Origin of the sequence: Zavarzinia compransoris (assembly GCF_003173055.1) — a bacterium.
In the GTDB taxonomy this organism is placed as follows: Bacteria; Pseudomonadota; Alphaproteobacteria; order Zavarziniales; family Zavarziniaceae; genus Zavarzinia; species Zavarzinia compransoris.
Window position 1 is genome coordinate 1,025,756 of the sequence record NZ_QGLF01000001.1, and the last position, 13,530, is coordinate 1,039,285.

At 68.4% G+C, this 13,530-nt stretch carries 12 protein-coding genes; 2 read left to right on the forward strand and 10 right to left on the reverse strand.

Annotated features, from left to right (window positions below):
• Positions 1-122: 122 nt before the first annotated feature.
• The 7 genes from DKG75_RS04980 to folK form a co-directional block, all read right to left on the reverse strand.
• On the reverse strand, positions 123-2,057 hold the full coding sequence (locus DKG75_RS04980) for an autotransporter domain-containing protein (RefSeq protein WP_109919938.1): 1,935 nt from the start codon (positions 2,055-2,057) through the stop codon (positions 123-125).
• A gap of 182 nt (positions 2,058-2,239) precedes the next feature.
• Complete coding sequence (gene acpS, locus DKG75_RS04985) at positions 2,240-2,641, reverse strand: holo-ACP synthase (RefSeq protein WP_109919939.1); 402 nt, start codon at positions 2,639-2,641, stop codon at positions 2,240-2,242.
• On the reverse strand, positions 2,638-3,387 hold the full coding sequence (locus tag DKG75_RS04990) for a pyridoxine 5'-phosphate synthase (RefSeq protein WP_109919940.1): 750 nt from the start codon (positions 3,385-3,387) through the stop codon (positions 2,638-2,640). Before DKG75_RS04990 ends, acpS begins: the two co-directional genes overlap by 4 nt.
• A 37-nt stretch (positions 3,388-3,424) precedes the next feature.
• Entirely contained in the window at positions 3,425-4,012 is a 588-nt protein-coding gene (pyrE, locus tag DKG75_RS04995) for an orotate phosphoribosyltransferase (RefSeq protein ID WP_109919941.1), read from the reverse strand.
• A gap of 61 nt (positions 4,013-4,073) precedes the next feature.
• Positions 4,074-6,239 (reverse strand): RelA/SpoT family protein, encoded by a 2,166-nt coding sequence (locus tag DKG75_RS05000; protein ID WP_109919942.1) that lies wholly within the window; start codon positions 6,237-6,239, stop codon positions 4,074-4,076.
• Positions 6,240-6,336: 97 nt separating this feature from the next.
• The gene (rpoZ, locus tag DKG75_RS05005; RefSeq protein WP_109919943.1) at positions 6,337-6,717 is read right to left on the reverse strand and encodes a DNA-directed RNA polymerase subunit omega; all 381 of its coding nucleotides are present in this window, start codon (positions 6,715-6,717) and stop codon (positions 6,337-6,339) included.
• 94 nt (positions 6,718-6,811) lie between these two features.
• Positions 6,812-7,318 carry a 2-amino-4-hydroxy-6-hydroxymethyldihydropteridine diphosphokinase gene (gene folK / locus DKG75_RS05010; protein ID WP_109919944.1) on the reverse strand — a complete coding sequence of 169 codons (507 nt, stop codon included), beginning with the start codon at positions 7,316-7,318 and terminating at the stop codon, positions 6,812-6,814.
• Positions 7,319-7,423: 105 nt separating this feature from the next.
• Here folK and DKG75_RS05015 point away from each other — a divergent pair, with 105 nt between their 5' ends.
• Positions 7,424-8,044 (forward strand): LabA-like NYN domain-containing protein, encoded by a 621-nt coding sequence (locus tag DKG75_RS05015; RefSeq protein ID WP_109919945.1) that lies wholly within the window; start codon positions 7,424-7,426, stop codon positions 8,042-8,044.
• 112 nt (positions 8,045-8,156) lie between these two features.
• On the opposite strand, the gene DKG75_RS05020 is transcribed toward DKG75_RS05015, so the two are convergent.
• The gene (locus DKG75_RS05020; protein ID WP_166646340.1) at positions 8,157-8,528 is read right to left on the reverse strand and encodes a cupin domain-containing protein; all 372 of its coding nucleotides are present in this window, start codon (positions 8,526-8,528) and stop codon (positions 8,157-8,159) included.
• An 87-nt stretch (positions 8,529-8,615) separates the two neighbouring features.
• On the opposite strand from DKG75_RS05020, the gene DKG75_RS05025 reads away from it, so the two are divergent.
• Positions 8,616-10,259 carry a hypothetical protein gene (locus tag DKG75_RS05025; protein WP_109919947.1) on the forward strand — a complete coding sequence of 548 codons (1,644 nt, stop codon included), beginning with the start codon at positions 8,616-8,618 and terminating at the stop codon, positions 10,257-10,259.
• A 10-nt stretch (positions 10,260-10,269) separates the two neighbouring features.
• On the opposite strand, the gene DKG75_RS05030 is transcribed toward DKG75_RS05025, so the two are convergent.
• Both DKG75_RS05030 and DKG75_RS05035 read right to left on the reverse strand, forming a co-directional pair.
• Entirely contained in the window at positions 10,270-11,967 is a 1,698-nt protein-coding gene (locus DKG75_RS05030; RefSeq protein WP_109919948.1) for an ABC transporter ATP-binding protein/permease, read from the reverse strand.
• Between the two features lie 80 nt (positions 11,968-12,047).
• A complete protein-coding gene (locus tag DKG75_RS05035) occupies positions 12,048-13,307 on the reverse strand; it encodes an MFS transporter (protein ID WP_166646341.1) in 1,260 nt (419 codons plus the stop codon).
• Between the last annotated feature and the right edge of the window lie 223 nt (positions 13,308-13,530).

Genomic DNA, 13,530 nt, shown 5'->3' on the forward strand with positions numbered 1-13,530 from the left:
GGTGGAAACCCCGGCCGCATCACTCTCCGTCATCGCGGGGGCGTGGTCGATTACGCCCCAGGTCATCTATGCCCCAGGTCATCAAGATGCACCGGGGGGCGTCGCCGCCCCCCGGCACGGGATCAGAAGTAGACCTTCACACCGACCCGGCCGAAATAGAGGTCGGCATTCTCGTAGTCGACGCGGGTGTCGAAATCGCCGAAGAAGCTGTAACCAGCCCCGTCCAGCGTGACCCCGGCGCCGAGCGCCACCCAGCTGTTGTCGGCATCGTCGGGCACGACGCTGAAGGTCTGGCCGCCGCCGATCTGGGCGACGGTGACAGGCTCGGCGCCGTCCTTGAAGTCATGTTCCCAGGCACCGCGGAAACGCAGCAGCAGGGCCGTCGTGTCGTCCTTCACGATGGTGAAGGCGGCACGGCCGCCGAGCGAGAGGACCAGCGCCTGCGCTTCCTGGTCGCCGACCGCGGCGGCACCGGCGCCGCCCGATTCATTGTAGGCATCGAAGGTCAGCTTGCTGTAGCGGAGCGCGACCACGGGACCGGCGCTGAGCCCGTCGGCCAGGTCGAAGTCATAGCCGCCGCTGATCTGGCCGCCCCAGACCCAGCCGTCCGTATTGCCGCTGAAGCTGTTGCCGCCGGCGGTGCGGGTGGTGTCCTGATCGAGAAGGCCGGCGTTCACCACGGCCTCGAAATGCGCCTTGGCGATCGCATAGGTGCCATAGAGATAGAGGTTGTAACCGTCGATATCCTGCTCGTCGGTCTTGTTGTTCAGGGTGTTGGTCGTGTTCGAATAGGCGAAGGCGGCACCGACGGCGATATTGCCGGTCACCGCATAGTCGCCGCCGACCAGCAGGGTCTGCGAATCGAAGCTGGAACCGATCGAGGTCGCCGTCTGGCCGGCGCGGCCCCAGTCGAAGCTGAAGCTGCCATAGACCGTGTAGAGGCCGTCCGGCGAGACATAGTCGGCGGTCGCGCCCGAGGCGGCGCCGTCGAGGCCGTTGCCCGCGGCGGCGAAGGAGAAGGTCCCCGGCGTCCGGCCGGCAGTGCGGCGGCTGTAGGGATTGCGCGAGTCGAGCGCCAGCACGCCCGGGTAGGAGTGCAGGATCGTGGAATACTGCGCCGTGCCGAAGAAATTCTTCAGCACGACCTGGGTCCGCGCCTGGAACGAGCCCGGGTTGTTGACGACGACGACGGTCAGGCAGTCCACCAGCGCGCCGGCGAAGGCGCCGACCACGACCGGGATATTGCTGCGCAGCTGGTCGAGCGAGCCGACGCAGCCGCCGACCGTATTGGTGCCCAGGTTGACATAGTCGGCCTGGGTCGTCCCCGCACCGCCGACGATCGGCGTGATCCCGCCCGGCAGGGTGATCGCGCGATAGCCGCCCGGCGTGTGGCTGTCGACGACATAGACCTTGTTGTTCAGGGTATCGACCGCCAGGACCTGGCCGTTATAGGTGCCGAGGTTGTTCCGGTCGGTGCTGGTCGGGGGCGAGGCGCCCGGGACGATCGAGATCGTCTGGATATCGTAGAGCCCGTTCAGGCCGACGTTGTTGGTCTGGAACTGGCTGAGGATCGAATTGAAGGACAGGGAGCTGTTGGTATTGTCCCGGTCTTCGTCGGTGATCAGCAGGAACTGGCCGGCATCGGCGCGGATGCTGCTCGGCGGCGTGTTCAGCGTCGCGAAGGAGAAGTCGATGGCGGCATAGCCGTCCTCGGTGCCGCCGTTCACCTTCAGCGTGCTGGCCAGCGCCGAGACATCGGCCGCCGTGGTGAAGCCGGTCACCAGCCGCGGCACGACATTGGCGTCGCCGAAGCCGATCATGGCGAAACGGTTGTCCGAGAAGCCGTTGGCGCTGAAGACGCCGTTCAGGTCGTTCACCAGGGTCGGGATGAAATCATGTTCCCCGCCCATGGAGCCCGACTCGTCGACGATGAACACGAAGTCGACGCCCGCCGCCGCAGCCGGTGCCGCCGCAGCCGCCATGGCCGCAAGAGCGACCCCGCCCAAGGCCATTCTGCGCAGGCCCTGCCGCCCGCCGCTCGTCCAGTCGATCATCATTGTACCCCCCAATGAGTGATGCCGCTTGTCACAAAACAGATATATTAAAGAACGACGAAGCACGCCCGCCGCGCGGCGGCGGGTCGTGTCAAAATCAGTGTGATTCAATCCACTTTGCGATGCAACAGCCCAAATCCGGGGGGTGGCACCAAATTGGGGTGCGGCAGGCGGCGGCCGCGCCGTCAGGCGGGTACGGCGGAAATGATTACCACCGCGCTTGCCAGCGGCGGCTCGTCGGTGATCGTGAGGTCGATCACGGCGCGCATGCCGGGGGGCGTCAGTTGCGCCAGCCGCCCGGCCGCGCCGCCGGTCAGCGCCAGGGTGGGCTTGCCGCCCGGCAGGTTGACGACCCCGAGATCGCGCCAGAAGACGCCCCGGGAAAAGCCGGTGCCCAGCGCCTTGGCGCAGGCTTCCTTGGCGGCGAAGCGCTTGGCATAGGTCGCGACCTTGGTGCGCAGGCGCCGCTCCGCCTTGGCCCGCTCCGTCTCCGTGAAGACGCGGTCGAGGAAGCGGTCGCCGAATCGCTCCAGCGTCTTTTCGATGCGGCGGATGTCGATCAGGTCGGAACCGATGCCGATGATCATGCCGCCCGCCCTTCCCGCGCCTCGTCCATCAGGCGGCGCATATGGCGGATCGAGGTCTCGAGGCCGACGAAGATCGCCTCGCCGACCAGGAAATGGCCGATGTTCAGTTCGACCACGGTCGGGATGGCGGCGACCGGCTTCACCGTCTCGAACGACAGCCCATGGCCGGCATGGCATTCGAGGCCCAGCCGCTCGGCCACCGCCGCCGCGCGGGTGATGCGGGCGAGTTCCGCCGCCCTGCCCGCCCCTTCCGCCTCGCAATAGGCGCCGGTATGGAGTTCGACCACCTGGGCGCCCAGCGCCTTGGCGACCGCGAGCTGCACCTCCTCCGGATCGACGAAGAGCGAGACCCGGATCCCGGCATCGACGAGCTGGCGGATGAAGGGCGCCAGCAGCCGGTGGCCGACGGCGACGTCGAGGCCGCCCTCGGTGGTCTTTTCCTCGCGCTTCTCGGGCACCAGGCAGCAGGCGTGGGGCCGGTGGGCCAGGGCGATCGCCAGCATTTCGTCGGTCGCCGCCATTTCGAGGTTCAGCGGCAGGTCGATCTCCCGCGCCAGGCGGGAAATGTCGTCGTCGGAAATATGGCGCCGGTCCTCGCGCAGGTGGGCGGTGATGCCGTCGGCCCCGGCCGCCGCCGCCAGCCGCGCCGCCCGCACCGGGTCCGGATGGCGGCCGCCCCGGGCGTTGCGGATGGTGGCGACGTGGTCGATGTTCACGCCGAGGCGCAGATGCGGTGCCGACGCCATGTCATGGTCCCCTGACTGTTACGTCTACTTCCGACAGTTACTTCAGGCCGCGGCTGCCCGGCTTCACCGCCGGCAGCGCCGCCAGTTCCGGCGGCAGGGCGTCGGGAGCATAGGCCGGCACGGCCAGCCGCACCAGGGGCACCAGGGGCACGCCGATCTCCGCCTTGCCGTCCGAACGGTCGACCAGGCAGGCGCCCGCCACCACCCGGCCGCCGAGGCCGTTAATGACGTCGATGCATTCGCGCGACGACAGGCCGGTGGTCACCACGTCCTCGACCATCAGGCAGCGCGCCCCGTCCGGAATGTCGAAGCCGCGGCGCAGCGCGAATTTGCCGTCCACCCGCTCGACGAAGATCGCGGGCACGCCCAGCTGCCGCCCCATCTCGTAACCGACGACGACCCCGCCCATGGCGGGCGAGACGACCAGATCGACGCCGTCCCCGCCGAGCGCGGCGCGGACCTTGCCGGCAAGGGCGGCGCACAGGCGGCCGGCCCGCTGCGGGTCCATGAGGACGCGGGCGCATTGCAGGTACAGCGGGCTGCGCAGGCCGGAGGTGAGGATGAAATGGCCCTCCAGCAGGGCCTTGGCGGCGCGGAATTCGTCCAGAACCTGGGCCTGGTCCATGATTGTCGTTCCTATAGGCAGGCCCCGCGCCGGCGTGGAGGAGCGGCGGGGCGGGAGGGGATCAGCCGCGGGCGCGCTCGACCGAGCTGATGGCGGGATTGGCGCGCAGCGCGGCGACGATGGTGGTGAGATGCTTGAGGTCGCGCACCTCGATGTCGATCATCATCTCGACGAAATCGGCGGTGCGGTCGGTGAACTTCAGGTTCACCACATTGCCGAGCCCCTTGGCGATGACATTGGCGACGGTCGACAGCGAGCCCGGCTCGTTCGAGACGATGGCCGTGATGCGGCCGGTATGGGGGCCGTCGCTCTCGTCGCCCGACCAGGCGAGGTCGAGCCAGCGTTCCGGCTGGTCGTTGTATTGCTCGAGCGTCTTGCAGTCGATGGCGTGCACGGTGACGCCGCGCCCGGTCGAGACGATGCCGACGATGCGGTCGCCCGGCAGGGGATGGCAGCAGCCGGCGTAATGGATCGCCATGCCGGGGATCAGGCCCTTGATCGGCACGCCCTTGGCCGTGCCGCGGCTGGTCTTGCCCCGGGTGATGGGGACGACCTTGCCCTGTTCCTTCAGCTTCTCGCCCGGGAAGACCGCCTCGACCACCGCACGGCCGGTGACCAGCCCCTGGCCGACCGCGACATAGAGATCCTCGACCGTCTTCTGGCGGAAATTGCGCAAGACCGCCTCGACCGCCTTTTCCGTCGCCTCGTGGCCGCCCTGCTGGAACGCCTTGGCGATGATCTCCTTGCCCAGCGTCAGGTATTGCTCGCGCTGCTGGCCGCGCAGGAAGCGGCGGATGGCCGAGCGGGCATGGCCGGTGACCACCAGGTTTTCCCAGTCGGCGCTGGGCGTCTGGGCCTTGGAGCGGACGATCTCGACCTGGTCGCCGTTCTGCAGTTCGGTGCGCAGCGGCTGCAGACGGCCGTTGACCTTGGCGCCGACGCAGGTATGCCCGACCGAGGTATGGACCGCATAGGCGAAGTCGAGCGGCGTCGCCCCCTTGGGCAGGGCGATCAGGTCGCCCTTCGGGGTGAAGCAGAAGACCTGGTCCTGGAACATTTCGAGCTTGGTATGCTCGAGGAATTCCTCGGGCGTCGAGGCATGCTCCAGGATTTCCAGCAGTTCGCGCAGCCAGCGGTACTGCATGCCGTCGGTCGGCGCGGGTGCGGCCTGCCCGGCCGGCCCTGCCGGCGCTTCCTTGTAGTGCCAATGGGCGGCGACGCCGAGTTCCGCCACCTGATGCATCTCGCGGGTGCGGATCTGGACCTCGATCTTCTGCCGCTCGGGGCCGATCACGGTCGAATGCAGGGAACGGTAGCCGTTCCGCTTCGGCGTCGAGATGTAATCCTTGAAGCGGCCCGGCACCATCGGATAGGCGGCGTGGATGACGCCGAGCGCGCGATAGCAGTCGCCGATATCGCCGACGATGATGCGGAAGGCCATGATGTCGGACAGCTGCTCGAAGGAGATGTTCTTCTTCTCCATCTTGCGCCAGATCGAATAGGGCCGCTTCTCGCGCCCCTGCACCGAACAGTCGACCCCCGCCTGCACCAGGGTGCGGTAGAGCTGTTCCGACACTTTGGGGATCAGCGTGCCGCCCTTCGAGCGCAGGAATTCGAGCCGGGCGAGGATGCCCTCGCGGGCGTCGCCGTTGATCTGGGCGAAGGCCAGATCCTCCAGCTCTTCCTTCATTTCCTGCATGCCGATGCGCTCGGCCAGCGGCGCATAGATCTCCATCGTCTCGACGGCGATGCGCTTGCGCTTCTCCGGATCCTTGATGAAATGGATCGTGCGCATGTTGTGCAGCCGGTCGGCCAGCTTCACCAGCAGCACGCGGATGTCGTTCGACATCGCGACCAGGAGCTTGCGGAAATTCTCCGCCTGGCGGGCGGATTCCGAGGCCGGCCGCTCCAGCTTGGACAATTTGGTCACGCCGTCGACGAGCTGGGCGATCTTCGAGCCGAACAGGCGCTCGATATCCTCGTAGGTGGCGACCGTATCCTCGATCGTGTCGTGCAGCAGGGCGGTAACGATGGTGTTACTGTCCAGCTTCATCTCGGTCAGGATGCCGGCGACTTCGAGCGGATGGGAGAAATAGGGATCGCCGGAGGCGCGCTTCTGGCTGCCGTGCGCCTTCATCGAGAAGACATAGGCGCGGTTCAGGAGATTCTCGTCCGCCTGGGGATCATAGGCGCGTACCCGCTCGACAAGTTCGTACTGGCGGATCACGGACGGCCTCCCCGGTCAGACAGACGGAAAACAGGGGGAACAGACGGAAACGGCCCGCACCGGGACGGTACGGGCCGTGGCGGGCGCAGGGCGCCGGTTATTCGTCGTCGTCGTCGCCACCGAGCGCCGCGTCGAGTTCCGCCGCGAGATCCGACATCGTGTCGGCATAGGCATCGACGGCGATCCCCTCCATGGCGGCGTCCTGGCCGGCCATCAGGCGGGGCATGTCGTCCTCGACCGGCTCGTCGCGCTCGACATGGTGCTGCAGCGTGCCGATCAGGCTGTCGCGGAGCCCGCGGATCGCCACCGTCTCGTCGGCGATCTCGCGCAGCGCGACGACCGGGTTCTTGTCGTTGTCGCGTGCGACGGAAAGCGGCGCCCCGGCGGAAATGGCACGGGCACGATGCCCCGCCAGCAGAACCAGTTCGAACCGGTTCGGAACCTTGAGCACACAGTCTTCGACGGTAACGCGAGCCATACGCGGCAACTCCCGCTAGTTTTAAAGGCGAACACTGAACATAGAGAGCGCCCCCCGCGAAAGCAAGGTTTGCGTCGCGGTGCCGCCCCCGGCCTCAAGCCTCGAGCGGGCGGCAGATCTGGCCGGGATCGAGACGGGCGATCATCGCCTCCACCGTCTCGCCGGTGGCCGGGTGGCGCCAGCCGGGCGCCACCTCGGCCAGCGGCAGCAGCACGAAGGCCCGCTCCGCCAGCCTTGGATGCGGCACGACCGGCTCGCGCAACTGGTCCCGGCCGCACACCAGGGGGCCGTGGGCCAGAAGGTCGAGATCCAGGATCCGCGCCTCCCAGCGGCGGTTGCGGGTGCGGCCGAAGTCGTTTTCGATGTCGTGCAAGGAATTCAGGATCTCACCCACACCGAGGGTTGTCTTTGCGGCAACCACCGCATTAACATACCAGGGTTGATCGGAGATCGGGACGGGCGCGGTCTCCCAAAGCCGGGAAACGGCGTCAACGGACCAGGAGGAGGCGGTCCGCAGCCTTTCGATCGCCGCCGTTACGGAATGGCGCGGCATGCGTCCCTCCCTGTCGGGCAGGTTGGCGCCGATACCGATCAGAAGCATGATAATTCTTTCACCCTGGCTGCGGAATGCCTTAGACTCTGTAATCCAGACTGGATCAATCCCCCCGATATTCGGATCCGGTCCATTTACAAGGACATTTGAGCGATGACATTTTACGCGAACGAGCGCATTGCGCTCTTCATCGACGGGGCCAATCTTTTCTCTGCCGCACGCAACCTCGGTTTCGATATCGATTACCGGCGGCTGCTTGGCGAATTCGGCAAGCGGGGCCGCCTGCTGCGGGCCTATTACTACACGGCCCTGCTCGAGGGCGAGGAATATTCGCCGATCCGGCCCCTGGTCGACTGGCTGGATTACAACAGCTATACGGTGATCACCAAGCCGGCCAAGGAATTCACCGACTCCCAGGGCCGGCGCCGCATCAAGGGCGGCATGGACATCGAGCTCGCCTGCGACATGCTGGATCTCAGCCCGCGCCTCGACCATGCCGTGCTGTTCTCGGGCGACGGCGGCTTCCGCCGGCTGGTCGAAGCGGTGCAGGCCCGGGGCGTGCGCGTCACCGTGGTCTCGACCGTGCGCTCCAGCCCGCCCATGATCGCCGACGAATTGCGCCGCCAGGCCGACAGTTTCCTCGACCTGACCGACCTCGCCCCCCTGATCATGCGCGATCCGGCGATCCGCGAGCAGAACCAGCGCGAACGCAACCAGGTGATCGAGGACGACACCGGCAACGCCCTGCCGCCGGGCGTGCTGGGCCGCCGCTAAGAGACCGTTTGGAAACCCCGGACGGGTCGATCCGGCGGATTTCCAAACGGCCTCTAAGGCCCGCCCGCGGGGCCTCGTCCATTTGGCCGACGTCCTGCCGCCGCGGCCGCGCTCAGGCGGCCGGCGGCTCGTAGATGACGTAGAGTTTCCGCACCGGCTCCAGCGTCGTCCAGGTGCCGCGAAAGCCGCTGGGGATGACGAAACTGTCGCCGGGGCCGAAATCCTCGGCGATGCCGTCCGCCGCGGTCAGGCGGATGCGGCCCTCGAGAATGACGCAGACTTCCTCTTCGGTATAATCGACCTGCCAGCTGCCGGCGGTCGACGACCAGATGCCGGAAAAGAGCCGGCCGCTGTTGTCGCCGTATTCGTTCCACAGGCTGGTGACGGGCGCGCCGTCGGTGATGCGTGCCGGCCGTCCGGTTTCCGCCGGCCCGGCGCAGAGGCCGAGGCGGACCAGCCCCGGCAGGCGTTCAGTGCTGTTCACGTTGATGCGTTCCTCGCCATCGTCCCGTCCCCGATCTTAGCCGGGGCGGGAACCACTCGTTAAGGCAAATCCCCCTAAGGTCCCGTCATGACGACATCCGAAGATCCCACCGACGGCCCGCGAAACGGCACCGATGCCATCGCCCGGGCGACGGCGCTCGCCATGTCCCTGCCGGCGGAAAAGATCGTCACCCTGCTCGAAGGCCTGCCGCCGCCGGGCCAGGGCGACGACCGCGTCGCGGCCCTTCGCCATGCCCTGGTCGAACGCCTGAACAGCCTGCGGCCCCAGCGCGCCCGCCGCCTCTTCACCAGCCTCGTCGACCGCTTCCTGATCGAGGAACCGGGCATGCCCGGCGGCGCCGGGCGGCCGCCCCTGGCCCTCTATCGGGCCGACATGGGCGCGCTCTGGGGCGCCCTCGCCCGCGCCGCCTTTCCCGAAAAGGCCGCCGAGGCGGTGCAGATGATGGAACGGCTGTGCGCCGGGCATCTGATCGAGGCCGCCCTCGCCCTGCCCGAGGCCCGGGCACTGCGCGAGGAATTGCGCCGGCTGGCGGTCGCCCGGCTGAGCCAGCTGGCGCTGGACCGCGCCGCCCTGGACCAGTTCTGCACCCTGGCGATGGGCCTGCGCGACCGCTTCTTCGCCGAACAGGCCCGCAACCTGCCGCCGATCGACACCGACGTGATCGCCGACGTTCTCGAACTGCTTACCCTGTGGCCGGTCGCGGCGCCGGCGCTGGAGGCCGCCCTGGCCCTGCCCGACCCGTCGGGCCCCGCCCTCACCGCGGCGGTGCGGCAGCTCGGCCGCGATCTTGCCGCGGCCGGCCTGCCCACCATCGGCGCCGACCAGTTGCCGCTGGCGTTTCTCTACCGCCGGCGCGCCCGCGACCTTGTCGCCGACGACCTGCAACGGCGGGGTGCCGCCCAGGGCAAGCGCGTGGCCCAGGCCCTGGTGGTGCAATTGGCCAGCGCCCTTCACGAATTCGCCGTCCTTTGCCACCGCCTGCTGCCCGAGCCCCGCCGTCCCGACCTGCCCCTCGCCCTCGACCCGGATCTTCCCCCCCGCCTCGCCCCCCTTGTCGAGCACATCGAAGCCCTGGCCGGCGCCAACCTGAAGGCGGGCATCTTCGAGGCGTCCAGCCTGCCGCCCTTGCTGCTGTCGACCATAAGCGGCCCGGTCACGCTGCTCGCGCGCGGCCCGATCCAGCGCAGCGGCCAGCGCATCGCCGCCGCCATGATGCGGCGGGACGGGTTCGCGGAAGACCATGCGGAAGCGGTGCAGGTGGCACGCTGGCTGCTCCGGCTGCGGGCGGCGCTGCGGCCGACCGGCCTGCCGGTCCACGCCCTGAACAAATGGCGGGACCAGATCGACATCGATCTCCAGCAGGCCCTGCACCGGGCGACCCGGCTCGAAAACGACGGCGAGCCGGAATTCGACGAAGAGACAGGCGACCTCGGCGCCCGCCTCGCCGAGCGCTTCGCCCATCTCGAACGGCTGGAAGACCTGGCCGAGGCCGCCGGCGCCTCCATCGCCCCCCTGCTGCAACCGACCAGCCGCAACACCCAATTGATCGTCGCCGCCCGGCTCCAGCAGCCCGGCGCAATCGAAGGGCGGGGCCGGGCGCTATGCGCCGCCTATGCCGCCGCCATCCGCACCGAGATCGGCCGGGTGCGCTATTGGCGCAACCCGGAAGCCGTGGCGCTGGCGGAACTGGCCGCCAGCCGGGGCCTCTGAGCCCGCGCGGTCAGGCCGGGCCGAGGCGGAACTCGCGATCGTGGAACGGCCGCAGGCTGCTGCGGTGGCCGATGGAGATCACGGTCGTCTGCGGCAGGCGCTCGCGGATCAGGGTATAGAGCCGCTGCTCCATCGCCTCGTCCATGGCCGAGGTCGCCTCGTCCAGGAACAGCCAGCGCGGCTGCTGAACCAGCGCCCGGGCCAGGGCCAGGCGCTGCAATTCGCCGCCCGACAGGGTGTTCTGCCAATGCCCCTCGTCGTCCAGCCGCCCCGCCAGCGCGGGCAGGCCGACATCGGCCAGGGCCTGGCGCAGGACATCGTCGTGAACCTCCGCCGCCTTGGCGGGATAGGCGACGGCGGCGCGCAGCGTGCCCACCGGCACATAGGGCCGCTGGGGCAGGAACAGGGTGCCCTTGCCGGCGGCCCCGGCCGGGATGGCCAGCCCGCCCTCGCCGAACGGCCAGATGCCGGCGAGAACACGGAACAGGGTCGATTTGCCCGAGCCGGAAACGCCGGTGATGAGGACGTGCTCGCCTTCCTTCAGGGTGAAATCGGTCGACAGCAGCGGCCGGCCGTCCGGCAGGGCGATGTCGAGATCGCTCGCCACCCAGTCGGAACCGCCGGCTGGGGTGGCGGCGAAGGCCGATTGCTGGGCCTCGGCCTGTTTCAGGACCTGCAGGAAGCTGGTCAGACGCTGCACCACCGCGGCCCATTCGGCCAGGGCGGTATAGAGATTGGCGAACCACGAGAAGGCGCCCTGGACCGAATTGAACGCCCCGGCCGATTGGGTCATATGGCCGAGGGGGATGCGCCCGCCGAAATAGGCCGCGCCCATCACCAGATAGGGCACCAGGATCACCGCCTGGTCGAAGGTCGCCTGCACCCCGACCAGCACTTTCTGGCGGTTGACGATGGCCATGAAGTTGCGCCGGACTTCCTCGAAACGCCCGCTCAGGCGCTCGCGCTCGGCCTCGCCGCCGCCGTAGAGGGCGACCGCCTCGGCATTCTCGCGCACCCGGACCAGATCGAAGCGGAAATCCGCCTCGCGCCGCTCGCGCTCGAAATTGAGGCGGACCAGCGGCCGGCCGATCAGGTGCAGGACCCAGGTGATGAGCGCCGAATAGACCAGCGCCACCCAGAAGAGAAGGCCCGGCACGACATAGTCGGCGCCGAACAGGGTGACGGTCTGGACCTGTCCGGACAGGCTCCACAGGACGAAGGAAAAGGACACCAGGGTCGCCGCATTGCTGATGAAGCTGAGCGACAGCGCCAGCGTCTTGTCGACGAAGAGGCGGAGGTCGTCGGCGATGCGCTGGTCGGGGTTGTCAGTGCCGCGGTGGGTCAGCTGCATCTTGTAGGCCGCATTGGCCCGGGTCCAGCGCTCGATGAAATGATTGGTCAGCCAGGTGCGCCAGCGGATCTCGAAGACCTGGGTCAAGACGTAGCGCAGGACCGCAAAGGCGATCCAGAGACCGGCCAATTGCGCGAAGACGACGATCTCGGCCCAGAACGTATCCTGGTTCTTTTCCTGCAAGGCGGTGAAAAAGCGATTGTTCCAATAGCTCAGGCGGACGTTGATCTCGACGATCACGAAGCTGAGCCCGACCAGGAAGCCGAAGAAGCCGAGCGCCCAGAGACCGCCCCGCGACTTGAAATAGGGCAAGGTCAAGGCCCACAGCTGTTTCAGGAATATCCAGGCCTTGCTCATCCTCACCCTCGAACTGAATCACCCGGCCCCCCTGCCGGCGCGGCAGAGAATGCCAGAATCACGACAGAAATGCGGCAGGATCAGAGCACACCGCGCCGCCTGCCGCCGGTGAGCACGATCACACCCGCGCAGACGCACAGCAGGCCGCCGCCGACGGTCGCCGCGACGATGCCGAACCGCTCGGCCGCGAAGCCGACGAGCAGGCCGCCGAACGGCGCCATGCCGAGGAACATCATGGCATAAAGCGCCATCACCCGGCCGCGCAGCGCATCCGGCACCAGGGATTGCAGGATGATGTTGGCGCTGCCCACCTCGACCATCATCGAGAAGCCGGCCAGCGCCAGCGCCGCCAGCGCCAGGGGATAGACATCGGTGACGGCGAAAAGCGCCAGCGCGGCGCCGAAGCCGGTGGCGGCAAGGCCCACGGTCCGGAAGCGCGGCGCCCGGGCGAGGCCGGCCAGCACCAGGGCGGCCGCAAAGGCCCCGGCCCCGGCCGCCGCCATCAGGGTGCCGAGGGTGGCGGGCCCGCCGCCGTGCTTCAGGCCGGCATAGACCGGCAGCAGCGTCGTATAGGGCATGCCGAGCAGGCTGGTCCAGCCGACCAGGGCAAGCAGGCGGCGCACCCGCCGCTCGCCCCAGGCATAGGCGAAGCCTTCGCGGATCGCGGCAAGGCCGCGCGCCTGCCGCGCGACCGGCGGCCGCGCCGGCAGGGGCATCAGGGCGAGGCTGAGGATGACGGCGGCGAAACTGCCGGCGTTGAGGGCGAAGCACCAGCCCTCGCCCACCGCCGCGACCAGAAGGCCGCCGACACTCGGCCCGATCAGCCGCGCCCCGTTGAAGAGCGAGGAATTGAGCGCGATCGCATTGGGCAAGTCGTCCTTGCCCACCATCTCGACGACGAAAGCCTGGCGCGCCGGCACGTCGAGCGCCTGCACGAGGCCGGACAGGCCGGCGACCGCCAGCACCAGGGGCACCGACACCGCCCCGCCCAGGGTGAGCCCGGCAAGCCCGGCCGCCAGCATCATCTGCATCGCCTGGGTGGCGACGATCAGGCGGCGCTTGGGCAGGCGGTCGGCCAGCGCACCGGACAATGGCGCCAGCACCAGCATGGGCAATTGGTTGACGAAGACGACTGTGCCCAGCATCAGGGGCGAACCGGTCAGGCGGTAGACCAGCCAGCTTTGCGCCACGGTCTGCACCCAGGTCCCCGTCAGCGACACCAGCTGGCCGGCAAAGAAATAGCGATAGGCCGGGTGGCGGAACGCCCGCCCGAACCGGGCAAGGCCGGTAAGCCCCGCACCGCCCGCGCCGGCGGTGTCCGTCGTCTGATCCTGCGCCATGCCCTTGTCGGTCGCCGTCTTTTTCCCGTGCCCTGAAATGGTCACATTCCCGCCCGGAACCGGCACCATTTCGGGGTATTATTCATACATGCCGCCTGAACGAAGCGGTGATTGCAAAGCCCCCTCGGGGGTGTGGTGCCTAAGGATCGCAACTGCCCCTCTGCCCCTAGCCGCGATCCGGATGCCCTAGTCTGGCACCATAGAAGCCCGGCCGCCCCCTCCG

What these genes read in the sequence shown, in the direction of transcription:
- DKG75_RS05030 (WP_109919948.1), bottom strand. Translation starts at nt 11,967, where the DNA reads ATGAGCAAGGCCTGGATATTCCTGAAACAGCTGTGGGCCTTGACCTTG.
- DKG75_RS05035 (WP_166646341.1), bottom strand. Translation starts at nt 13,307, where the DNA reads ATGGCGCAGGATCAGACGACGGACACCGCCGGCGCGGGCGGTGCGGGG.
- rpoZ (WP_109919943.1), bottom strand. Translation starts at nt 6,717, where the DNA reads ATGGCTCGCGTTACCGTCGAAGACTGTGTGCTCAAGGTTCCGAACCGG.
- acpS (WP_109919939.1), bottom strand. Translation starts at nt 2,641, where the DNA reads ATGATCATCGGCATCGGTTCCGACCTGATCGACATCCGCCGCATCGAA.
- DKG75_RS05015 (WP_109919945.1), top strand. Translation starts at nt 7,424, where the DNA reads ATGACATTTTACGCGAACGAGCGCATTGCGCTCTTCATCGACGGGGCC.
- folK (WP_109919944.1), bottom strand. Translation starts at nt 7,318, where the DNA reads ATGCTTCTGATCGGTATCGGCGCCAACCTGCCCGACAGGGAGGGACGC.
- pyrE (WP_109919941.1), bottom strand. Translation starts at nt 4,012, where the DNA reads ATGGACCAGGCCCAGGTTCTGGACGAATTCCGCGCCGCCAAGGCCCTG.
- DKG75_RS04990 (WP_109919940.1), bottom strand. Translation starts at nt 3,387, where the DNA reads ATGGCGTCGGCACCGCATCTGCGCCTCGGCGTGAACATCGACCACGTC.
- DKG75_RS05025 (WP_109919947.1), top strand. Translation starts at nt 8,616, where the DNA reads ATGACGACATCCGAAGATCCCACCGACGGCCCGCGAAACGGCACCGAT.
- DKG75_RS04980 (WP_109919938.1), bottom strand. Translation starts at nt 2,057, where the DNA reads ATGATGATCGACTGGACGAGCGGCGGGCGGCAGGGCCTGCGCAGAATG.